This window comes from Vibrio sp. D404a (assembly GCF_030248535.1).
In the GTDB taxonomy this organism is placed as follows: Bacteria; Pseudomonadota; Gammaproteobacteria; order Enterobacterales; family Vibrionaceae; genus Vibrio.
Map to the genome: position 1 here is coordinate 1 of NZ_JAHGAJ010000046.1, position 22,229 is coordinate 22,229.

Sequence of the window (22,229 nt, forward strand, 5' to 3'; positions counted from 1 at the left end):
GCGAGATGCGAGAGAATATGACAAAGCCAAATTACAGGCAATAAAAAAGGAGAGCCTAAGCTCTCCTTCTCTTAATCCTAAATGCAAACTCTAATTAAAGAGCAGCTTTTGCTTTTTCAACTAGAACTGCGAATGCAGCTTTGTCGAATACCGCGATGTCAGCAAGGATCTTACGGTCGATCTCGATAGATGCTTTCTTAAGACCGTTGATGAAACGGCTGTAAGATAGACCATTCTGACGAGATGCAGCGTTGATACGTGCAATCCATAGTTGACGGAATTGACGTTTCTTGTTGCGACGGTCACGGTAAGCGTATTGACCAGCTTTAGTAACTGCTTGGAAAGCTACGCGGTAAACACGAGAACGTGCACCGTAGTAACCTTTAGCTTGTTTTAGAACTTTCTTATGACGTGCACGAGCTTGTACACCACGTTTTACGCGAGGCATTATGCTTCTCCTAAACTAAACGATTATTAAACTAAAAAGAATTAAGCGTATGGCATCATACGAGCAACTGCAGCCACTTCACACTTAGGAAGGATTGCATTTGGACGTAGTTGACGCTTGTTCTTAGTAGTACGCTTAGTCAGGATGTGACGTTTACCAGCGTGCTTAAACTTAATACCACCAGCAGTTTTCTGGAAACGCTTAGCAGCACCTTTGTTGGTTTTCATCTTAGGCATGATGAATAACTCCGCATTGTTGAGTTGTTAATAACATAGTAATTAGGGCGAATAAAACCCCGCAACCGAAGGCTGCAGGGTTCAATTACTTGCAAAGCCGTTAATTACTTCTTTTTAGGGGCCAATACCATGATCATCTGGCGACCTTCGATTCGAGTCGGGAAAGATTCTACAACAGCTAAATCTACTGTATCTTCTTTCAGACGATTCAAAACGTCGACACCGATGTCTTGGTGAGCCATTTCGCGGCCACGGAAGCGAATTGTTACCTTCACTTTGTTGCCGTCTTCTAGGAAACGCGTCAGGTTGCGTAGTTTTACCTGATAGTCTCCAATATCAGTTCCAGGACGGAATTTTACTTCCTTAATCTGAATCTGCTTTTGCTTTTTCTTCTGCTCTTTCGCAGCTTTGCTCTTCTCGAAGAGGAACTTACCGTAGTCCATCACACGACAAACTGGCGGCTCGGCGTTAGGGCTGATCTCTACAAGATCCATACCAGCTTCTACAGCTGCATCAAGCGCTTCTTGGATAGAAACGATACCAACGGCTTCGCCGTCAGCGCCTGTTAGACGAACTTCACGAACGCCACGAATTTCACCGTTTAAACGATGCTGGTTTTGTTTGGCCGGTTGTTGGCCACGTCTTCCGCCTTTAATAGCTTATTCCTCCAGATTGAGCTTACGGCTAGAAACCTCGGCTTGGATGTAAGAAATAAAGTCATCCACTTTAAACTTGCCTAGGTCTTTGCCTTTACGTGTACGTACTGCAATTTCGCCGGCTTCCATTTCTTGGTCACCACATACGAGCATGAACGGTACACGTTTCAAAGTGTGTTCGCGGATTTTAAAGCCTATCTTCTCATTTCTCAAGTCTGCTTTGACTCTAAATCCACTTTTTTGCAGTTTTTTCGTAATTTCTTGTACGTATTCAGACTGTTTGTCAGTAATACCCATTACAACTGCTTGTTCTGGCGCCAACCACGTTGGGAAGAAGCCAGCGTATTCTTCAATAAGAATACCGATGAAGCGCTCTAGTGAACCTAAAATCGCGCGGTGAATCATAACTGGCGTGTGACGCTCGTTATCTTCACCAACGTAAGTTGCACCTAGACGCTCTGGTAATGCAAAATCGAGCTGCACTGTACCACATTGCCATGCACGGTCCAAACAATCATGCAAAGTAAATTCAATCTTAGGTCCGTAGAATGCACCCTCGCCTTCTTGAATCTCGTATGCGATTTCCATTGCTTCTAGTGCTTGCTTAAGGTCAGCCTCAGCACGGTCCCACATTTCGTCAGAACCTACGCGTTGCTCTGGACGAGTAGACAGCTTAACAACAATGTTTTCGAAACCGAAAGTTGTGTAAGTGTCGTAAACCATTTCAATACAAGCTTTAACTTCTTGTTGAACTTGGTCTTCAGTACAGAATACGTGTGCATCATCTTGAGTGAAGCCACGAACACGCATGATGCCGTGAAGTGCACCTGATGGCTCGTTACGGTGACATGAGCCGAACTCAGCCATACGTAGCGGTAAATCACGGTAAGATTTCAGACCTTGGTTGAAGATCTGTACGTGACCTGGACAGTTCATTGGCTTGATAGCGTACTCACGGTTCTCTGAAGAAGTCGTGAACATCGCTTCTGCGTACTTATCCCAGTGACCAGAACGTTCCCAAAGAACACGGTCCATCATTAGAGGACCTTTTACTTCTTGGTACTCGTATTCGTTCAGTTTTTGACGAATGAATACTTCTAGCTCACGGAAGATAGTCCAACCGTTGTGGTGCCAGAACACCATGCCAGGTGCTTCTTGCTGCATGTGGAATAGATCCAATGCTTTACCGATTTTACGGTGGTCACGCTTAGCTGCTTCTTCTAGACGAACTAGGTGAGCTTTAAGCGCTTTCTTGTCATGGAATGCAGTGCCGTAGATACGTTGAAGCATCTTGTTGTCACTGTTACCACGCCAGTAAGCACCAGCTACGTTTAGTAGCGTGAAGTGCTGACAGAAACCCATATGTGGTACGTGTGGACCACGACACATATCGATGTATTCTTCATGGTGGTATAGGCCTGGACGGTCGTCTTTAGAAACGTTCTCGTCAAGGATTTCCATTTTGTATGTTTCGCCGCGTGCTTCGAAAGCATCACGCGCTTCCTGCCAGCTAACTTTCTTCTTAACAACCTGGTATTTGGTCTTTGCCAGCTCTTTCATACGCTTTTCAATCTTCTCAAGATCTTCTTGCGTTAGAGAGTGCTCTAGGTCGATGTCGTAGTAGAAGCCGTTGTCGATCGTTGGACCGATCGCCATTTTTGCTTCTGGGAATAGCTGCTTAACAGCGTGACCAAGAAGGTGAGCACAAGAGTGACGTACGATTTCAAGACCATCTACTTCATCTTTAGCGGTGATGATTTCTAGGCTTGCATCGTTCTCGATTAGGTCGCAAGCATCAACGCGTTCGCCATCTACACGACCAGCGATGGTTGCTTTCGCAAGACCAGGACCGATTGATAGGGCAACATCTAGAGTTGATACAGGGTTGTCAAATTGACGCTGACTGCCGTCAGGAAGAGTAATAATTGGCATTATTTGTCCTTTACAGTGGTGTTGCACACCAAGCAACACATGAAAATGTTTAATATATGTCGGTCAACCAATCAGAATTGGTTGGGGATATATGAGTAAGTAAAATTCACTTTTCAAGAAACAAATACAGATGCCCCTTTAAAAAGTGAGCAAGCATTGTAACGAATTAATATTAAATAACAATGACCGCTTTTTACCGTCCACTCCGACTAAGCATGAAAAACCAAAAATTCAAACAAAAAAACCAAAGTTAATAAGATGTTAAATCGCTCTTTTACCACTACGCTTAACTTACTATCGCTAGTTAACCTTGGGGGTGGGAATGAACAACAGAGTCATAATTCAAACGCTAAGCTTTGTTTCTCTATTTTGTGCCTTACCGAGCTTTGCCAACGATGATTACGGGCCATTACTGAGCTATTCGCAATCTCCTATGCACTCCGCCCGACATACGCCCACTTTGCGCTCAGGCTTTCCCATGTATGAGCAAGAAATAGAGCTATTCGCCAGTTTTACTGCCGCGAGTATTTGGGCAAACTCTGATGACTACCATCTCGATTATTATCAGAATCAACTCCACACTGGACTGCGTTGGCAAATACACGAAGATTGGCAGCTTGAGCTCAATTATCGATGGCTATATGCAGGCAATAACCACCTTGATAGTTTAATCATCGACTTCCATGACTTCTTCAGTATTGACCAAGCAGGCCGCGACCAAAAAGATAAACATGAGTTCGATATCTATGCTCCTCAACATGGTGTCAACATTTCCGATTTCTCTGGGGACACCCTGACCAGCGCCTTTACGCTTTATAGCCAGTACCAATTCATCAATACCCAATCGCATGGTTTGTCCCTAGGTGTCGCCCTATATAAGAACAACGTAAACAATGGGATTTTTAAAGGGGAAAGTTTTGAGCAAAGCGCTCAAGTTAATTACAGCTATGCTTTTACGCAGCAAAGTATCTATACCTCATTCGCCATCAGTCATCAGTCCGACTACGAGAGAGAAAATGATTTCCCGCACAAAAGCACCCTACTCTCATTTATGGCAGGTTATCGCTTAGAACTAATAACCAATCATGAACTGCATTTGGAGTATCGATGGTATGAAGGTGCAGAAAATGGCAACACAGAGTTTTCAGAAGCGGCCAACGAGATCCTTTTTGGTTATCGTTATAAATCGCCTCTCGGTGCCATTGAACTCTCTATTATTGAAAACATCGTTAATATGGACAATTCGACCGATGTGGGTTTCCAGATCGCTTACCGTTACCGGATTAAAAACAGCGAGTAAGTAACCTCTTAAATGTCCGTACTCAAAGAACTGGACACAAAAAAGCCGTGATTGAACACGGCTCATTTTGATGGTGCCTAAGTTTTGATGATACTTAAGCTTTGATGATGCTCAGTTAATACGCTTTCGTCAGTTAAGAGCTCATGATACGAGAAACAGCTGCACGGATATCGCTATCAGACGCATTGATTGGCAGGCTAAATGAGATGTATTGATCGCCGCGGAAGCTTAATGAACGATCGATTTCAGCTAAGCAGTGAACCGTGTTGCCATTTACGATAAATGAAAGCTCAATCTCTTTGTTATTGATAAAGCCACCGCTTCTAAATTCTATCTCTTGATAGCAACCCGAAACAGATGAGAATGTATTTCCTTTTAGGTAGCCTTTCTCGACGTCAGCTTTTACCATTGCCATGCCTGATTCTTCAACACCTTGAATGATTTTAGCCACCGTTGGTAGTGGCTTAACGGTAATGAAATCACGATCTTTCGGGTCGATAGCGAAACCAATATCTAGATTAGTTTCCACCCACACATGGCACTGATTCATTTTCGCGTTAAGTGCCGTGATTGGTGTTTCATCATTCAGTTTTAAGCGAAACGGAACCTGCTTAGTTTCACCCGGTTGAATGGTGAACGGCTCTACAGCTTGAATACGGCCTAATGAAAACGTCTCATAACTGGTGCTGTCCTCAGTTTCTACTTTCACTTCGGTATTCAATACCAAGTTAATCAGATCAATCTGCTGTTCAACATCACCACCCAAAATGTGGACGTTGCCAGACAACTCACCACCTTGAAACACTTCAATATTATCCAAAACGGTATCGACCTTCGCAGCACCAATACCCAGTGACGCTTTAAGTTTCTTAAACATACTTTCCCTTTTTAGAATTATCTTTTTGAAAGACTTAGACCATCTGACAACAAATTTGCTGTAGTTACACATGATTAGCAAGTAATTTGCCCCATGGATGAGTTATTACACCACACATTTCGTGTAAATATTGTAATCATGTGTAGATCAGGTACTCTATTTGTATAGTCAATTGAGGTACCAGTATGTCGAACGCGCCGTTATATTTACAGATCAAGCAGTTTATTGATGACAAGATCGCTATGGGTCACTGGCCTCCCGGGCACAGAATCACCACAGAGTTAGAGCTGACAAAGCAGTTTAACGTTAGCCGAATGACAGTAAATAAAGCGATTAGAGATCTAGTGAGCGAGGGGAAATTAGCTCGTAAGCCGCGCGTTGGCACGTTTGTTTGTGAACCGTCAGAAAAAGCTCAATCCCCTCTACTAGACATCAATAACATTGCTCAAGAGATACGTGAGCGAGGACAAACCCACCGTAGTAAAGTCATTAAGCACTTGAAGATAAACGCCGATGAAAAAACAGCGATGCAGTTAGGGGTGATGATCAATACTGCTGTTTTCTATAGTGAAATCATCCATTTTTCTGACAACACACCAACGCAATTGGAATGTCGATGGGTCAATTCAGACATTGTTCCTAATTACCTCGAACAAGACTTTACGCACTCTACACCCAATGAATACCTATCTAATAATTGCCCTCTCAGTGCGATTGAACACACCGTTGAGGCCATTGTGCCGGAGCCTAGAGTTCAAGAGAGCCTAGAAATGAAAGCCAACGAACCATGCCTATTGCTCAATCGTCGCACATGGAGCGAAGAGCGCTTGGTTAGCTTTGCCCTGCTGTATCACCCTGGTTCTAAATACAAATTAAGCTCCAAGATACTACTCAATTAAAGCACATCATCCTGCTTATCGATCACAAATTTGCAACATCAACTTGATTAGTTAAGTACTTTAGCCTATTTATTTGTATATACATTTAAACAAACAAGGTTAATGATCGAAATGGTGGCAAGCTTGATCCTTAAAAACACACGCGTTAGCTCGATGGAACCAAGTCCTTTGGGCTACATCCCATCTGAGCCTCAAGATGTGTTAGTCATTGATGGCAAAATTGCTGAGATCGCCTCATCAGACGCGAACGCCTTTGCTGAACAAGTATCTAATTCAAGTCACCAAGTCATCGACTGTTCAGGCAAACTTGTCACTCCGGGTTTCATCGATAGCCACACTCATCTGGTTTATGCAGGAAATCGCGCTAACGAGTTTGAAATGCGACTAAACGGAGCGGCCTACACTGATATTGCAGCACAAGGCGGCGGGATCTTATCAACGGTTCGAGCAACACGTGCCGCAAGTGAAGAAGAGCTGATTGAATTGGCGCTACCACGACTCGATGGTCTGCTAAGCAGTGGCGTTACCACCGTTGAGGTTAAGTCGGGCTATGGTTTGACACTCGAAGACGAGTTAAAAATGCTCAGAGCCGCAAAGGCACTCGAAAATCACCGCCGTGTACGCATCACAACCACACTTTTAGCGGCACATACCGTTCCACCTGAGTTTAAAGACAACGCCGATCAGTATGTCGATCTCATCTGCGACACCATCATTCCACAAGTCGCTGCGGAAAAACTTGCAGATTCGGTGGATGTGTTTTGCGAATCGATTGGCTTCACCTTGGAACAAACCGAGCGCATCTTTCAAGCGGGCATAAAGCATGGCTTGTCCATCAAAGGTCACACAGAGCAACTCTCCAATATGGGTGGCAGCGCTTTAGCCGCAAAACTTGGAGCAACCTCCGTCGACCACATTGAATATCTCGATCTTGCAGGTGTAAAAGCACTGAGCGAAAACAATACCGTTGCAACGCTGCTACCAGGGGCTTTCTACTTTTTAAAAGAGACTCAGCTACCGCCTATCGAACTTCTACGGGAACACAAAGTGCCGATGGCGCTCGCGACCGACTTAAACCCGGGAACTTCACCCTTTGCTGATCTCACACTGATGATGAACATGGGCTGTACTCTCTTTGGTTTGACTCCAGAAGAGTCATTGAGAGGCGTTACCTGTCAAGCAGCGCAAGCTATTGGCAAAGCAGGCTCTCTTGGGAAAATTGCACAAGGTTACGATGCGGATTTCGCAATTTGGAACATCGAACATCCAGCGGATCTGAGTTATCAGGTCGGTGTACCACGTTTATCAAAACGTATTGTTGCAGGAGAGCTATGCCATGACAGCCTCTAACCTGACCCAACACAATCATAATTGGACAGGTCGTGATGACCTAGAAGATGGTGCAGATGGCAAACGAGTTCACCACATCACGCAGGTCGTTGATTGCTTGAACATACCCTCTGAACGAAGCGTTGCGCTTATCGGTTTTGAGACTGATGCTGGCGTCGCACGCAACAAAGGACGCGTAGGTGCTAAGCAATCACCAAACCTCATTCGCCAAGCACTCGCGAATATGGCATGGCATAACCAAGCCAATGTTTACGATCTCGGAAATGTGACCTGTGAAGGTGATGATCTCACTAGCGCACAGACGCAATGTGCAGAGGTGGTGACGAAAGCCCTAAATAAAACACGCACCATAGTGCTGGGAGGTGGACATGAGATCGCTTGGGCATCATTTCAAGGGTTAGCAAACCATCTTGATCATATATCACAAGGTCCATCACCTCGTATCGGCATCATCAATTTCGATGCGCATTTCGATTTGCGTGAACATGAAAGCGAGATTGCTGACGTCAAACCAAGCTCAGGTACGCCATTTAATCAGATTCATCAATGGTGCCAAACTAAAGGTTGGCCATTTCATTACGCTTGCTTGGGTGTCAGTGCGGCTAGCAATACGCAAGCTCTGTTTAAAAAAGCAGACGCACTCAATGTTTGGTATTTGAACGATCACCAGATCACTTACCCGAATTTAGTCGGTAACCTAGAAAAGCTCTCTGAATTCATCAAGCAATGTGACTACCTGTATCTCACCATAGATCTTGATGTGTTCCCAGCAGCAACAGCACCCGGGGTTAGCGCACCTGCAGCTCGTGGAGTGAGCTACGACATTCTTGCCCCGTTACTCGAACTAGTACTTCAACACCCAGATAAATTGCTACTCGCTGACATTGCCGAGTACAACCCAAATTACGACATAGACCAACAAACCGCTCGGCTCGCTGCGCGCTTATGTTGGGATATCGCCAACGCTATGGCAAACGCATAACTTTAATAAAAACAAAAGATAACGTGAACATAAGGAAATCCAACATGACGGAACATCACAATAGCGACCCTCGCCTAGATACCTCACGTGAGATTCGCGCTCCGCATGGTACGACACTGCGTACTAAGTCTTGGCTGACAGAAGCGCCACTACGTATGTTAATGAACAACCTAGCCCCAGATGTCGCTGAGCACCCTCACTCACTGGTTGTATACGGTGGTATTGGTCGCGCTGCTCGCGACTGGAAATGCTTCGATACTATTGTTGAAGTACTAGAGCGCCTAGAAGACGACCAAACCCTATTGGTACAATCAGGCAAACCCGTAGGCGTTTTCCCAACTCACAAAGACGCACCACGAGTATTGATTGCAAACTCAAACATAGTTCCTCACTGGGCGAACTGGGAGCACTTTAACGAACTCGATAAACAAGGTTTGATGATGTACGGCCAAATGACCGCAGGTAGCTGGATCTACATCGGCTCACAAGGCATTGTTCAAGGTACTTACGAAACCTTCGTTGCAATGGCTAAGCAGCACTTCAATGGTGATGCAAAAGGACGCTGGATCCTAACAGGCGGTCTTGGTGGCATGGGAGGCGCTCAACCTCTAGCGGCAACCATGGCAGGTTTCTCTATGATCGCAGTTGAGTGTGATGAATCTCGTATTGATTACCGCCTACGCACTGGCTATGTCGACAAGAAAGCTACCAGCCTAGATGAAGCGATGGCGATCATTACAGAATCTGAAACACCCGTGTCTGTTGGCCTACTTGGTAACGCAGCGGATGTATTCCCTGAGCTTGTAGAACGCAACATCACACCGGATGCAGTAACAGACCAAACCTCCGCTCACGACCCTCTCAATGGCTACCTACCTCAAGGTTGGTCAATGGAGAAAGCAGCGGAAGAGCGCTTAGCCGATGAAGCGAAAGTAGTCAAAGCAGCGAAGCAGTCAATGGCAATCCAAGTGCAAGCGATGCTAGATCTACAAGCACGAGGCGCAGCAACTGTGGACTATGGTAACAACATCCGTCAAATGGCACTGGAAGAAGGCGTAGAAAACGCATTCGATTTCCCGGGTTTTGTTCCACAATACATTCGACCTTTATTCTGTGAAGGTATTGGTCCATTCCGTTGGGCTGCACTGTCTGGTGATCCAGAAGATATCTACAAAACCGATCAGAAAGTAAAAGAGCTGATTCCTGATAACCCACACCTTCACAACTGGCTAGATATGGCTCGTGAGCGCATTCAGTTCCAAGGTTTGCCTGCTCGTATCTGTTGGGTTGGATTGAAAGACCGTGAACGTTTAGGTCAAGCGTTCAACGAAATGGTTAAAAATGGCGAACTAAAAGCACCAGTCGTTATTGGTCGTGACCACCTAGATTCTGGCTCAGTAGCCAGCCCTAACCGTGAAACAGAAAGCATGATGGATGGCTCTGATGCTGTATCAGATTGGCCGCTACTCAATGCACTGTTGAACACAGCTGGCGGCGCAACGTGGGTTTCTCTACACCACGGTGGCGGTGTTGGTATGGGCTTCTCGCAGCACTCAGGTATGGTGATCTGTTGTGATGGTAGTGATGATGCGTCTCGTCGTATCGCTCGCGTGCTACACAACGACCCAGCAACCGGCGTAATGCGACACGCCGATGCAGGTTACGACATTGCTAAGCAGTGCGCGAAAGACCAAAAACTGGACCTACCGATGTTAAACGCTGAACTACGTAAGCTTTAGGAGTGAGAGAAGATATGTTGAACCTATTACTAAAACCGGGGCAACTTGGCCTATCCGAGCTTCGTAAAATCAGCCGCAGCCCTGTGAACCTATCACTGGATCCGGAAGCGGTTCCTGATATAGAGGCAAGCACTCAAGTCGTTGAGCAAGTGATCGCCGAAGATCGTACAGTTTACGGCATCAACACTGGCTTTGGCTTACTCGCAAACACCAAAATCGCCCCTGAAGATTTAGAAGTACTGCAGAAAAGTATCGTGCTGTCTCATGCGGCAGGTATCGGCAAGTTCATGTCTGACGAGACCGTTCGTCTAATGATGGTACTGAAGATCAACAGCCTATCTCGTGGCTATTCGGGTATTCGTCTTAAAGTCATCAATGCACTGATCGACCTAGTGAATGCGCAAGTATATCCTTGTGTACCACAGAAAGGCTCGGTTGGCGCTTCGGGTGATTTAGCACCATTAGCACATATGAGTACGGTTCTACTGGGTGAAGGTCAAGCACGTCACAATGGCAAGATCATTACCGGCTTAGAAGCAATGCAAATTGCAGGACTTGAGCCAATTACCCTCGCGCCAAAAGAAGGTTTAGCGCTACTGAACGGCACACAAGCGTCTACAGCATTCGCGCTAGAAGGTTTGTTTGCGGCAGAAGATCTATTCGCTTCAGCAACTGTATGTGGAGCGATGTCTGTTGAAGCAGCGCTTGGCAGTCGCAGACCATTCGACCCTCGAATCCACCGTGTTCGTGGCCATCGTGGACAAATGGACGCCGCACTGGCTTACCGTCATCTACTCGATCAAACGAGTGAAATTGGTGAGTCTCATACCTGTTGTGAAAAGGTTCAAGACCCATATTCACTGCGTTGTCAGCCTCAAGTGATGGGCGCGTGTTTACAACAGATCAGAAACGCGGCAGAGATCCTAAAGATTGAAGCAAACTCTGTGTCTGATAACCCGCTGGTTTTCGCTGACGATGGCGACATCATTTCTGGTGGTAACTTCCACGCAGAACCTGTGGCAATGGCAGCAGATAATTTAGCGCTGGCTATTGCTGAAATCGGTAGCTTGTCAGAGCGCCGCATGGCTCTGCTTATCGATAGCGCACTGAGCAAACTGCCACCATTCTTGGTCGATAACGGTGGTGTAAACTCAGGCTTTATGATTGCTCAGGTAACTTCTGCAGCGCTAGCGAGTGAAAACAAAACGCTTGCTCACCCTGCGTCAGTTGATAGCTTACCAACGTCTGCAAACCAAGAGGACCACGTATCAATGGCAACGTTCGCAGGTCGACGCTTACGTGACATGGCCGAAAACACCCGTGGCATTCTTGCGGTTGAATATTTATCAGCAGCGCAAGGGCTTGATTTCCGAGCACCAAACAAGTCCTCAGCTAAAGTCGAAGAAGCGAAACAGATCCTGCGAGAGAAAGTCAGCTTCTATGACAAAGACCGTTACTTTTCGCCAGACATCGAACAAGCGAACTTGCTGCTTAAGCTATCCGTGCACAATCATCTGATGCCTGACGGTATTCTGTGTAGCTTTTAGTTAGCAATATCCTAAGTTGAGAATATCTCTACTTAATCGATCAACCTGCACTTCATCGCTCAGAAATGGAGTGCAGGTATCGCCATACAGTAGTTCACCTTCCCAAACCCCTCCTACCATTCACATCACAAATAACTAAACCAAGATCACATAACAACCGCGTTACCATTCCGTAGCATATGAACACAGTCACTAACTGGATAGACCATTAGATTCGAATTAGTCCGTTATAATCGCCGCAGTTTTGATAATGAATAGCGGTATTATGTTTCTAACACCATACGTTTCTACTGAAGAAAACAAATTTCAATTCACTCGTGAACAAGCTAGCCACTTTGCAAAAAAGGTTGCTGGTGATTTCAACCCAATTCACGATGAAGACAACAAGCGCTTCTGTGTACCTGGCGACCTATTGTTTGCGGTTCTACTGCAAAAGCAAGGCATCAGCCAAAAGATGCGTTTTGATTTTTCAGGCATGGTAAGCGATGGCATTGCATTAGATGTAGAAAACAAGTGCGATAAAGAGAGTGCTGTTGTTGATGAGAAAGGCAAAGAGTACCTACACATGACATGTGAAGGTGAAACAAGCCAAGATCAAGCATTCATCGAGCATGTCGTGACTAACTACGTTCAGTTCTCTGGCATGAACTTCCCGCACATCATGGTTCCTCTTATGGAAGAGCAACAAATGATGATCAACTGCCAGCGACCACTGGTCATCTATGAAAGCATGGAAGTTGAATTCTCTCGCCTAGACCTGACTCACCCAGAAGTGGCATTCTCTGGCGCGACATTCGATGTTGAAGGTAAGCGTGGTGTCGTAACCCTTAACTTCGATTTCAAAGAAGACGGTGAAATTGTAGGTAAAGGCGTGAAGCGCATGGTTGCAAGCGGCCTTAAGCCATACGACCAAGCATCAGTGGACGACCTAGTAAACCGCTTTAACGAGCGCAAAGATATGTTTCTAGCACAGTTCGCTGCAGCCGCTTAATGACTCAAACAGCTCTTTAGCACATAGCGGTCGTAAAAAATTAAGCGATAGCAAAAATTATAAAGCCCAGCCTGAAGTAAGCTGGGCTTTTTGATGTCTGCAACTTAATGATCGAAGTATAAGGTTTAAACAAAAAGAGCTTCACAATACGAAGCTCTTTAAATCAAAACACTGGGAAATTAGTGGCGCTTTCTCATCAAGCCAGCACCTGCCAATAGTAGAAGCCAGTGCCAACCTAGTGAACCGCCGCCACCGCCGCTACCTGACTTAGCGACGTTATTTCCACTCAAGTTAGAGCCAACAACGTCGCTACTGTGCCTTAGGTTGCTAAATCTAATTTCATCGTTTCCTGCTGATTGAGAATTATCTTTTACATAGAGAATTTCTAAGCTATTTCCCGTTTCGCGAACCATAGGTACCGATACTGTCCCAGACACAATGCCAGAGTTAAAGTAAGCAAGCTTCCCATTTGTCAAAATAACTACTTCGTCATATCTCTCTTCTGTCGAAATATTTAAATCAAGTGTAACGCTCCCCTTAGGGATACCATTAATACCTAAACGAGCAACTTGAGAATTGAACAGGAATGGGGAAACAATTTCATTGCCTTCTACTTTCCAAGTTCTGTTACTCACTATCTCATCGTAAGGGATGGAAATAAGGTTCGCTGTTTGTTGATTAACAGGATTTCCCGCATTAACCTCCACAAGATTGGTTACCGTTTCAGATCCTGGTAAGTCAGTATTAAACTCGATACCAAAAGAAGAATAGCCTACGGTCGCTAAGTTCTTTGTGATTTGGATTTCACAGCTTGCACCAATCTCCAGGCTGTTACAGCCATTACTCGTAATTTGAGAACCGCTCACCGGATTAACACCTGAAAAGACAATTGTCTGATCGCTAAAGTTATCAAACTTGAACGTATGACTTAATTGACCAACAGGACGCATGTGTAGGTGCTCACGAGAGCGATAACTAAAGCCTCTTGTCATATCAGCAACCCATGACTCAAAGTGACCTACGTTCGCATAGACACCATAAGCGTTTGCCTGAGCACAACCCTCACCCCAACTGACAACGCCAAGTTGTTCAAAGGTGCCATTTGTCTCAACAACAATCGGACCACCGCTATCCCCTTGGCAAGAGTCTTTACCACCATTCACAAAGCCGGCACAAAATGCGTCATCACCAATTTTTTCGTAGTTTGGGTTGATGGAACGATCAATGCTTTTACAGACTTCTTGATTAACGAGCGGTACATCCACTTGATAGAGATGGTTACTATTGGCGAAGTTACTCGATGTGTCCTGATCACCCCACCCCATCACCGTGAGGTTTTGACCGTCATTTAAATTCCAACGTAGGTGACTATCTGCCAGAGAAACAGCTTTTTCTTGGGGAATCTCGGTTAGCTCAATGATAGCAATATCATTGCTCATCCCAACTTGGCCATATTGAGCATGAATATAAATATTCTTCACGCCATAACGATGATCTTGCACTTCATTGGAAGATAGATCTGATACGCCGATGACTACTTCTACATCTTCTGCGTTTTCATCTTCCACACAGTGTGCTGCAGTTAGCACATAGCGCTCACCAATGTAGCTTGCACCACAAAACTGGCTTTTATAAGCATCCAGGTTTTTGGTTACGAGTGCAGCCATAAAAGGCCAGCTACTTGCGTCAGCTACCTCACCATTAATGATTCGAGAAGAGACATCAGCGATCGCTGGCGTCGAAGACAAACATGCCAATCCAATAACAGCGGATAGCAACTTAGTCTGTTTCATATTTGTACCTAGCCTTTATTACTTCTAATAGTCGGCGCAGGCTAATTTATAAATTAAACATATGAAACATGAGTTTTGTATTTTTGTGACGTACATATTATTATGAAAACAATTATCATTTACATCAGTATGAAAATTAAACCCATCGACGAACTTTCTGTTTGTAATCAACGTATTCGGCACCGAATAGCGATTCCAAAGCTTGCTCTTCAGGAAGGATTTGAAAGCGGTTCATATAGATCACAAATAGAAAGCTGAGTGATAGGCTGAATAGATTTTGAAGGTAGTATCCGAAACAAAAAAGCAGAATGAAGAGCGCGAGATACATTGGATTTCTGCTGTAGCCAAAGATGCCTGAATCGACCACTAGAGAGGCAGTGTCGACTTTGATTGGATTTACTGTTGTTTTGCGTTTTTTGAACTCCCAAACCGCAGAAACACCAATTACACCACTGACAACTACTCCCAGTACGGATACGAGTTGATGGTAAGGAACAGGAAACGAAGCAAATGTCAGGCTATTCGCTAGCCAGTACGACAACAATAGAATTACAACAAACAGCGCGAGCGGTGGTACTTTTAATTCCAAGAACTTCATAGCCTTCCTTATGCGACATTGAGATATTAAAAAGCCCAGTCATTGCTGGGCTTCATCATTTATATCAATCTTTCAAGCGCTTGCAGTGGGTGAGCAAGTTTCTCTCCCTCGAAACGCTTAACCTGACTCCTACAAGAGTACCCTGTTGCGAGGCATCGATCTTTAGGAAGATCTTGAATTTGTGGCTTCCAACTCAATCCATAGATATCTTTCGACATTTGTAGCTTGTCTACTTCATGACCAAAGGTACCCGCCATACCACAACAACCAACAGGCACTGTTGTTAAACCGGCACCGAAGTGAGCGAATATTGCGCCCCACTCTTTCTCAGCGTTTGGCATCTTGGTCTTTTCGGTACAGTGAGCGAAGAGATACCACATCTCTTGACTAGACTCACGAGTAGCAAAATCCTCAAGACGTGGCAGCATCCACTCATGCACAGTAAGAACATCGAAGTCACCACGTTTGTTACCGAGTACTTCTAGATATTCATCACGGTAACAAAGTACCAAAGCAGGATCGACACCCACTAGCGGAATACCAATATCAGCGATCAGCGATAGAAAATCAGCCGTTGATTTGGCGTTCTTAGCAAATCGACTCAAAAAGCCCTTAATATGCTGAGCCTTACCATTTGGTTTGAATGGCAACACAACCGGCGTCTTACCGAGCTTGATAAGTAACGAGACAAAGTCTTCAACCACTTCTGCATCGTAGTAACTGGTAAATGGGTCTTGAACAATCAGAACGTGCTGTTGTTTCTGCTCCTTTGACAGCCCCTCTAGGTACTGCAAGTCAAAAGCCTTGAGCTGTTTTCCTGCCAATCGCTTATCTAGAGTAGGCACTGACATCAACGGTGCATCAACATAACCCACCGTTTTCGCTGTCGCACTTTGCACCCACTTCTGAGACAGAGCCGCATTGACAACTTTTGGCGCTTTCGCCATCAGCGGCAACATGGTTTCAATGTTCGCCACCAAGTAGTCTTTCGCCGGACGTTGATAACGAGAGTAGTAGATATTTAAGAAGCGAGAGCGGAAGCTCGGAACGTCAACTTTAATCGGACACTGACTCGCACACGCTTTACAAGCAAGACAGCCATTCATCGCTTCGTGCACTTCATGAGAGAAGTCGTATTCGTGACGCTTGTTAAGTGAGTTACGAACGCGCTCAATCATAGTTTTCACAGGCGTTGAATCATTTAGTGCTTGTTGCTCTAGATCGAGGATATCAACACCTTGCTCAGTCAACTGACGCAACCATTCACGCACTAAACCTGCACGGCCTTTCGGAGAGTGACGACGATCAGCGGTAACTTTCATCGAAGGACACATTGGCGAGCTGGTGTCGTAGTTAAAACATAAGCCGTTACCGTTACATTCCATCGCTTGTTTAAAGCTGTCGCGCACCTGCACATCAATTTGACGGTCGTAATAGCCACGTTTGGTGTCAGTGACTTTTACTAGCTCTGCATCACTATCAAGCGGCGTACAGATCTTACCCGGGTTCATCTTATTGTGCGGATCAAATGCTGCTTTTACGCGACGAAGCTCAGTGAATAGCTCCTGACCAAAGAAGTCTGGGCCATATTCAGAGCGGAAACCCTTACCGTGCTCACCCCACATCAAGCCGCCATATTTAGCCACCAGCTTAACAACCTCGTCTGAGATTTCATGCATTAAGGCTTCTTGCTTTGGATCGCACAGATCAAGAGCTGGACGGACGTGAAGAACACCGGCATCGACGTGACCAAACATACCGTAATTGAGAGACTTAGCATCAAGCAGTTCGCGGAACTCAACAATGAAGTCAGCCAAGTTTTCAGGTGGAACACAGGTATCTTCAGCAAAAGCAACCGGCTTTGCACGACCTTTGGCAGCGCCAAGAAGTCCAACGGCTTTCTTACGCATGTTGTAAATACGGCCAATGCTTGCTAGGTCACTGCACACTTGGAAACCGATAATACCCGCCTCTTCAGCTTCTAGCATTTGGTTCAAGCGCTCAGTTAAAGCGTTCACTTGCGCTTCAACCTCTGCTTCGTCTTGGCCGGCAAACTCAACCATGTTAATGCCAAGCATCTCTTTGTTCGGCACGTCGGTAAGCAAATCGCTTACTGTATGCCAAACAATGTCTTGCTTCGCCAAGTTCAGAACACGCGAATCAACAGTTTCTACCGATAGTGCTTTCGCTTCAACCATAAAGGGAGCGTTACGTAGCGCCGAATCGAACGAGTTGTACTTAACGTTAACTAAGGTGCGAGCTTTAGGGATTGGCGTGAGGTTGAGCTTCGCCTCAGTAATAAAAGCCAATGAGCCTTCTGCACCACAAAGCACACGAGTGATATCAAAACGATCGTTTTCATCGTCTAGTGCATTTTTCAGGTCGTACCCCGTAAGAAAGCGGTTTAATGGTGGGAATTTCTCTAAGATTTGCGCACGTTTTTCACGACAAACAGACTCAGTGACCTCTAACGCCTTATGAGCGAACTCACCAACGTTAGGTAACCCATTAGAAAGGTCTGACTCCAAAACCGAGCCATCAGCAAACACCGCTTGCAGTGAAAGAACATGGTCGGAAGTTTTGCCATATTTCAACGAGCCTTGACCTGAAGCATCCGTGTTAATCATGCCGCCTAGCGTAGCGCGGTTACTGGTAGAGAGATCAGGAGAGAAAAAGTAACCATATGGACGAACCGCATCGTTAAGCTGATCTTTTACGATACCAGCTTGAACACGAACCCAGCCCTCTTTTTCGTTCATCTCAATAACTTGATTCATGTAACGAGAAAGGTCGACGACGACCCCTTTAGTCAGGGATTGACCGTTAGTACCAGTACCGCCACCACGAGGGGAAAAAGTTACCCTTTCATACGTGGATTTCGCACTGATTTTTCCGACTAGAGAGACATCGTGGGTTGTTTTAGGGAGTACCACCGCTTGCGGCAACTGTTGATAAACACTGTTATCGGTTGCGACGGCCAAACGGCTTGCGTAATGAGATTCGATGTCACCAGTAAAACCGGCCGCTTTTAACTCTTCTAAAAAGCGAACAACAACTGGATCGACATCAGCATTGAGTTGAAGTCTTGGTAACATTTGCTTCCTGCCCCTACTTCGCTGATCCTATCAGCATTGGGTTAAGTTAGAATTTTAATAATTTTCTTTGAATTTCGTCACTTTACTACTAATAAGTTCATATAAAAAGGTGATCAAAAGAGAATCTCAATGCAAGAATGCAATAATAGTCACTTTTCTATTCTTTCAGTAGTAACATACTGGATATCGTTTTGTTAAAGATACCCATGAGCACAATATAATGAGAAAAAATAAGACAGTCACAACAGAAGACATTCTTCTAAAACTATGCCAATCGGTATCAAGCGTACTGACTTCTGCAACTGCCTCTTCAGTTCAATACTCAGCAATGGTCCAAAAGATCAGTAAAACCAGCCTTAAACCTGACTTTGGTTGTTTTGTTCTTTTTGACGGTGGTTTTTCTGGTCTAGTTGTTATCAACTTCACGTCGAAAGCGGCACTAGAGATCTACACAAACTACATGCGCAACATGGGCATGCCTGAAGACGAACTGGCAGTACTGCACACCTCAGATGAAGTCGGTGATGTACTGGGTGAGTTGATGAACCAATTAGTGGGTGATTTCACCAACAAAGTTCGCAAAGAGCTGCAGACAAACATCACGCAAAACCAACCAAAAATGCTAGCACTGAACAAGCAAGTTAACCTGTCAGTCGACACGAACTTAGATCGCCCACAGGCACGCCGTGTTACGTTCTCTACTGAGAAGAACAACATCTTCTACCTAGAGCTTGCTATGGACAAAACAGAGTTCATTCAGCTTGAAGAGTTTGAGATTTCTGAGGACGAGTGCCCAGATAGCATCCTAGAAGCGACTCAGAAGAAAATGAACGAAGAAAAATCAGACAATAATAAGCCGTCTGATAACGACGCCGCTGCAGACCTTCTTGACGAGCTAGGCATCTAAACGAATTCTCGTTTTCAAATCCCAAAACACCATCAATCATTTGATGGTGTTTTTCTTTTCTCGCCCTACCTACTCATCACCAACATCGCTTACTGACATCACTTTTACTTTCTGTTAGCCACTAAAACGGGTAAAATGTCGGACTTTTAAAAAATTGCGGTAATGATTAAGTCAGTCGATGGATAAGAAAAGAGCCCTCAAAAAAATTGCCAAGTGTTTAGAGCTTGGAAACTCAGCCAACGTTAACGAAGCTGCTAACGCGATCAAAATGGCGCATAACTTGATGCTTAAATACGGCCTTGAGAAGGACGATATTGAATTCATCAAGATGGGGAAAACTCAGTCCACACATCTACTGCCCGCTAATATCAGCTCTACTCTGCTGCGCGTTATTCGCGGTATTAATACCAAATTCGGTGTAGAAGCGGTTTTGTTGAACCATAAAGGCCTAAAGCGTGCCGAGTTCATCGGAGAAGCCGATCGCGCTATCTTCGCGGCTTTTGCTTTTGACATCATCTATCGCGAAATGAACGAGCATACAGGTCAATTCCGTAACAGCTTTGCAGGCTCTGGTACCAGCTCGCTGGAAGTGACTCGTCGAGTAAACTCGTTTGTTTCTGGCTGGGTTGAAGGCGCTCTTGAGAAACTGCCAACCATCACGCCCGACGATGAGTCAAACAACAAAATCAATAACTACATTGATAAAGAGTTTAAGAACATCGACCGCGAAACCTTTAAACAGCAACTCAAAGAGGCGATGAAAAACCTCACCGCAGACTACGAAGTTGGCTTGAAAAAGGGTCGTAAACTATCGGTGAACCGGCCTGTTGGCGGAGCTCAAGCGGCAAAACGCATTACTAAATCCTAATACTCGCTTTACTCAATAGTAAATCGCTGGTAAATATTTCCTTCGACGGATATACAGAACAATATGTTTGCCATGGACACTACGGATATGGCTGCAGTACAACATGGAGACAACACGTTGAAAAAAATCACACTAGCACTTGCGCTAACAATCGCTCTAACTGGCTGTCAGGCAACACAGCGTCAAAACGCAACAACAGGTGAATCTGAAACAAACTCTGCAACACAAGGTGCTCTAATCGGCGCTATTGCTGGTGCCGTAGCAGGTGCAGCAACCGGTGACGACTCGAAAGATCGCCGTAAGCGTGCACTGATCGGTGCTGCAGGTGGTGCAGCGGTCGGTGGTGGTATTGGTTACTACTTCGACCAACAAGAAGCAGCACTTCGCCAAGAACTGCTTAACTCTGGTGTTCAAGTTGAGCGTGTTGGCGAAAACCAACTGCTGCTTCGTCTAGAGAACGGCATTGGCTTTGAGTCTGGCTCTTACGCTCTAGAATCAAGCATTCACAACACACTGCGTGGTGTAGCGCGTATCTTGGTTGAATACCCAGACACAAGCCTAGTGATCGATGGTCACACAGACAGCACAGGCAGCGAGTCGACGAACCAGATCCTATCTGAGCGTCGTGCCGAATCTGTTCGTGCATTCCTGATTTCACAGGATGTTGCAGCAGGCCGTGCTATTGCTCGTGGTAACGGTGAACGCTACCCAATTTGTGACAACGGTACCTCTCAAGGTCGAGCGTGTAACCGTCGTGTAGAGATTCAAATTCTACCATTGAAATAATCTCGATGAAGCCCAGCCACTCGCTGGGCTTTTTTATAGAGACAGAACAAGAAAGATGGACCTATGATACCAAAGCTCACTTTAATCCCCCTTTTCTTCACTTTGATTAGCCCCCTTTCTTTTGCCAATACAACGCCGCAAGAACTCACTCAGCTTCAACAGAAAGCGAGCCAAGGTGATCCAGCAGACGAATATCGTCTAGCCCAAGTTTATTTGACCGAAGACGCTGTTAAAAATGATGAGGAAGCATTCTACTGGTTTTCTCAAGCGGCTGAAGAAGGCCACCCGCAAGCGCAGTTACAGACTGCCGATATGCTTGCCATCGGACAAGGCACCAAAAAAGACATCAATGCAGCCGCACAGTGGTATACCCAGTTAGCCATCACGGGCAATCATCAAGCAGCCTACAGTTTGGGGAAATTGTATGAGTCGGCATCCGATTCATTCGACGCTTTGGATCAAGCAGAGATATGGTATCGCCTTGCTAGCTCTGAACTGACGCAAGCTCAACAAGCCTATGAGCGCGTCTTGCAAGCACAGTTTAATAAGCGCCGCTCTGAACAAGTGTCGTCGTTTAAAGCGCTTGATGAGCAATATGGCGGTTCAGACGATTCTCAGCCTGTTAACACGACACCTGTGTCTACAGCACCAATGACGCCGCCCTCGACATACGTCAACCAACAAAATCAATCATCACAGACCCTCACCCTGAGCCTAGCAAGCATCATTACACTGTTACTTGGGTTAACGGGTTTTCTAGTTATAAAGCTGCGGAAGGGCAATCGAAAAACCAGCCTAGATGACGTCCATCGTGAACAGATCAAACTCAAAGATATCCAGCTCTCACAACAAAAACACCAGATCGCGACGCTCTACAAGGAGCTCAAAAAGAGGCAAAGCAGCAAGAGTAATAACAACCTTCAATTAGCTTGCGCCGTTTTTGGATACAAAACCTCAAGTATCCCTGAGCAAAAAAAGATCAAAATACGCTATAAACAGCTCTCTAAAATTTATCACCCAGATGGTCAAGGCAGTGATGAAGAGATGAAGCGACTGAATGCTGCACTGAAAACAATCTTACAAAATGTTACTAAATCGTAAAATTTGAAATGAGGTAGGTACGACCTAGAACACGGAAACCCGAATTTATTGAGTTAGCAAACGATCTCCCTCTCAAAAACAGGTAACAAACAATTAACTTTTTAGTCCTAGTTGTGTCATAATC

At 45.2% G+C, this 22,229-nt stretch carries 19 protein-coding genes; 11 read left to right on the forward strand and 8 right to left on the reverse strand.

The genetic code is table 11. From position 1 onward, the window contains the following. Nucleotides 1–94 precede the first annotated feature (94 nt). The 4 genes from rplT to thrS form a co-directional block, all read right to left on the reverse strand. Nucleotides 95–448: a 50S ribosomal protein L20 gene (gene rplT / locus KI655_RS22480; RefSeq protein WP_004401084.1), complete on the reverse strand. Its 354-nt coding sequence runs from the start codon at nucleotides 446–448 to the stop codon at nucleotides 95–97. Nucleotides 449–489: 41 nt separating this feature from the next. Continuing rightward, nucleotides 490–684 carry a 50S ribosomal protein L35 gene (gene rpmI, locus KI655_RS22485; RefSeq protein WP_032549209.1) on the reverse strand — a complete coding sequence of 65 codons (195 nt, stop codon included), beginning with the start codon at nucleotides 682–684 and terminating at the stop codon, nucleotides 490–492. Nucleotides 685–788: 104 nt separating this feature from the next. Beyond that, nucleotides 789–1,340 carry a translation initiation factor IF-3 gene (gene infC, locus KI655_RS22490; RefSeq protein ID WP_084181800.1) on the reverse strand — a complete coding sequence of 184 codons (552 nt, stop codon included), beginning with the start codon at nucleotides 1,338–1,340 and terminating at the stop codon, nucleotides 789–791. Between the two features lie 3 nt (nucleotides 1,341–1,343). After that, nucleotides 1,344–3,272 (reverse strand): threonine--tRNA ligase, encoded by a 1,929-nt coding sequence (thrS, locus tag KI655_RS22495; protein WP_152468586.1) that lies wholly within the window; start codon nucleotides 3,270–3,272, stop codon nucleotides 1,344–1,346. 322 nt (nucleotides 3,273–3,594) lie between these two features. Here thrS and KI655_RS22500 point away from each other — a divergent pair, with 322 nt between their 5' ends. Then, a complete protein-coding gene (locus KI655_RS22500; RefSeq protein WP_285408842.1) occupies nucleotides 3,595–4,572 on the forward strand; it encodes a DUF3187 family protein in 978 nt (325 codons plus the stop codon). 133 nt (nucleotides 4,573–4,705) lie between these two features. Here the strand turns inward: KI655_RS22500 and KI655_RS22505 are convergent, their stop codons facing one another. Further along, entirely contained in the window at nucleotides 4,706–5,449 is a 744-nt protein-coding gene (locus KI655_RS22505) for a sporulation protein (RefSeq protein WP_285408844.1), read from the reverse strand. A gap of 185 nt (nucleotides 5,450–5,634) precedes the next feature. Between KI655_RS22505 and hutC the strand changes: the two genes are divergently transcribed. The 6 genes from hutC to KI655_RS22535 all read left to right on the forward strand — a co-directional run bounded on the left by hutC (nucleotide 5,635) and on the right by KI655_RS22535 (nucleotide 12,957). Next, the gene (hutC, locus tag KI655_RS22510) at nucleotides 5,635–6,348 is read left to right on the forward strand and encodes a histidine utilization repressor (RefSeq protein ID WP_285408845.1); all 714 of its coding nucleotides are present in this window, start codon (nucleotides 5,635–5,637) and stop codon (nucleotides 6,346–6,348) included. Between the two features lie 111 nt (nucleotides 6,349–6,459). Continuing rightward, nucleotides 6,460–7,698, forward strand: coding sequence for an imidazolonepropionase (hutI, locus tag KI655_RS22515; RefSeq protein ID WP_285408985.1), 1,239 nt, complete (start codon nucleotides 6,460–6,462; stop codon nucleotides 7,696–7,698). After that, a complete protein-coding gene (hutG, locus tag KI655_RS22520; protein WP_285408847.1) occupies nucleotides 7,685–8,680 on the forward strand; it encodes a formimidoylglutamase in 996 nt (331 codons plus the stop codon). Before hutI ends, hutG begins: the two co-directional genes overlap by 14 nt. 44 nt (nucleotides 8,681–8,724) lie before the next feature. Next, nucleotides 8,725–10,419, forward strand: a complete 1,695-nt coding sequence (gene hutU / locus KI655_RS22525) for a urocanate hydratase (RefSeq protein ID WP_285408848.1) — start codon at nucleotides 8,725–8,727, stop codon at nucleotides 10,417–10,419. A 14-nt stretch (nucleotides 10,420–10,433) separates the two neighbouring features. Continuing rightward, a complete protein-coding gene (hutH, locus tag KI655_RS22530) occupies nucleotides 10,434–11,966 on the forward strand; it encodes a histidine ammonia-lyase (protein ID WP_285408849.1) in 1,533 nt (510 codons plus the stop codon). A 265-nt stretch (nucleotides 11,967–12,231) separates the two neighbouring features. Further along, nucleotides 12,232–12,957 (forward strand): DUF3581 domain-containing protein, encoded by a 726-nt coding sequence (locus KI655_RS22535; protein WP_285408850.1) that lies wholly within the window; start codon nucleotides 12,232–12,234, stop codon nucleotides 12,955–12,957. A 179-nt stretch (nucleotides 12,958–13,136) separates the two neighbouring features. Here KI655_RS22535 and KI655_RS22540 read toward each other — a convergent pair whose 3' ends face one another. The 3 genes from KI655_RS22540 to KI655_RS22550 all read right to left on the reverse strand — a co-directional run bounded on the left by KI655_RS22540 (nucleotide 13,137) and on the right by KI655_RS22550 (nucleotide 18,443). After that, the gene (locus KI655_RS22540; protein WP_285408852.1) at nucleotides 13,137–14,750 is read right to left on the reverse strand and encodes a trypsin-like serine protease; all 1,614 of its coding nucleotides are present in this window, start codon (nucleotides 14,748–14,750) and stop codon (nucleotides 13,137–13,139) included. 136 nt (nucleotides 14,751–14,886) lie between these two features. Further along, entirely contained in the window at nucleotides 14,887–15,348 is a 462-nt protein-coding gene (locus KI655_RS22545; protein ID WP_285408854.1) for an isoprenylcysteine carboxylmethyltransferase family protein, read from the reverse strand. A gap of 59 nt (nucleotides 15,349–15,407) precedes the next feature. After that, on the reverse strand, nucleotides 15,408–18,443 hold the full coding sequence (locus tag KI655_RS22550; RefSeq protein ID WP_285408856.1) for an FAD-binding and (Fe-S)-binding domain-containing protein: 3,036 nt from the start codon (nucleotides 18,441–18,443) through the stop codon (nucleotides 15,408–15,410). A gap of 220 nt (nucleotides 18,444–18,663) precedes the next feature. Between KI655_RS22550 and KI655_RS22555 the strand changes: the two genes are divergently transcribed. From KI655_RS22555 to KI655_RS22570, 4 genes are all read left to right on the forward strand, one after another. Next, complete coding sequence (locus KI655_RS22555; protein WP_285408858.1) at nucleotides 18,664–19,350, forward strand: DUF3334 family protein; 687 nt, start codon at nucleotides 18,664–18,666, stop codon at nucleotides 19,348–19,350. Nucleotides 19,351–19,528: 178 nt separating this feature from the next. Further along, nucleotides 19,529–20,218, forward strand: coding sequence for a DUF2786 domain-containing protein (locus tag KI655_RS22560; protein ID WP_285408859.1), 690 nt, complete (start codon nucleotides 19,529–19,531; stop codon nucleotides 20,216–20,218). A gap of 117 nt (nucleotides 20,219–20,335) precedes the next feature. After that, nucleotides 20,336–21,004: an OmpA family protein gene (locus KI655_RS22565; RefSeq protein WP_285408987.1), complete on the forward strand. Its 669-nt coding sequence runs from the start codon at nucleotides 20,336–20,338 to the stop codon at nucleotides 21,002–21,004. Between the two features lie 63 nt (nucleotides 21,005–21,067). Continuing rightward, nucleotides 21,068–22,105: a tetratricopeptide repeat protein gene (locus tag KI655_RS22570; protein WP_285408861.1), complete on the forward strand. Its 1,038-nt coding sequence runs from the start codon at nucleotides 21,068–21,070 to the stop codon at nucleotides 22,103–22,105. Nucleotides 22,106–22,229: the final 124 nt, after the last annotated feature.

Bases quoted from the DNA above. Each gene is read 5' to 3' on its own strand.
- KI655_RS22540 (WP_285408852.1), bottom strand. From the start codon at position 14,750: ATGAAACAGACTAAGTTGCTATCCGCTGTTATTGGATTGGCATGTTTG.
- rpmI (WP_032549209.1), bottom strand. From the start codon at position 684: ATGCCTAAGATGAAAACCAACAAAGGTGCTGCTAAGCGTTTCCAGAAA.
- KI655_RS22505 (WP_285408844.1), bottom strand. From the start codon at position 5,449: ATGTTTAAGAAACTTAAAGCGTCACTGGGTATTGGTGCTGCGAAGGTC.
- hutU (WP_285408848.1), top strand. From the start codon at position 8,725: ATGACGGAACATCACAATAGCGACCCTCGCCTAGATACCTCACGTGAG.
- thrS (WP_152468586.1), bottom strand. From the start codon at position 3,272: ATGCCAATTATTACTCTTCCTGACGGCAGTCAGCGTCAATTTGACAAC.
- KI655_RS22560 (WP_285408859.1), top strand. From the start codon at position 19,529: ATGGATAAGAAAAGAGCCCTCAAAAAAATTGCCAAGTGTTTAGAGCTT.
- KI655_RS22500 (WP_285408842.1), top strand. From the start codon at position 3,595: ATGAACAACAGAGTCATAATTCAAACGCTAAGCTTTGTTTCTCTATTT.
- rplT (WP_004401084.1), bottom strand. From the start codon at position 448: ATGCCTCGCGTAAAACGTGGTGTACAAGCTCGTGCACGTCATAAGAAA.
- hutI (WP_285408985.1), top strand. From the start codon at position 6,460: ATGGTGGCAAGCTTGATCCTTAAAAACACACGCGTTAGCTCGATGGAA.
- KI655_RS22545 (WP_285408854.1), bottom strand. From the start codon at position 15,348: ATGAAGTTCTTGGAATTAAAAGTACCACCGCTCGCGCTGTTTGTTGTA.
- hutG (WP_285408847.1), top strand. From the start codon at position 7,685: ATGACAGCCTCTAACCTGACCCAACACAATCATAATTGGACAGGTCGT.
- KI655_RS22555 (WP_285408858.1), top strand. From the start codon at position 18,664: ATGAGAAAAAATAAGACAGTCACAACAGAAGACATTCTTCTAAAACTA.
- KI655_RS22550 (WP_285408856.1), bottom strand. From the start codon at position 18,443: ATGTTACCAAGACTTCAACTCAATGCTGATGTCGATCCAGTTGTTGTT.
- KI655_RS22535 (WP_285408850.1), top strand. From the start codon at position 12,232: ATGTTTCTAACACCATACGTTTCTACTGAAGAAAACAAATTTCAATTC.
- hutH (WP_285408849.1), top strand. From the start codon at position 10,434: ATGTTGAACCTATTACTAAAACCGGGGCAACTTGGCCTATCCGAGCTT.
- hutC (WP_285408845.1), top strand. From the start codon at position 5,635: ATGTCGAACGCGCCGTTATATTTACAGATCAAGCAGTTTATTGATGAC.
- KI655_RS22570 (WP_285408861.1), top strand. From the start codon at position 21,068: ATGATACCAAAGCTCACTTTAATCCCCCTTTTCTTCACTTTGATTAGC.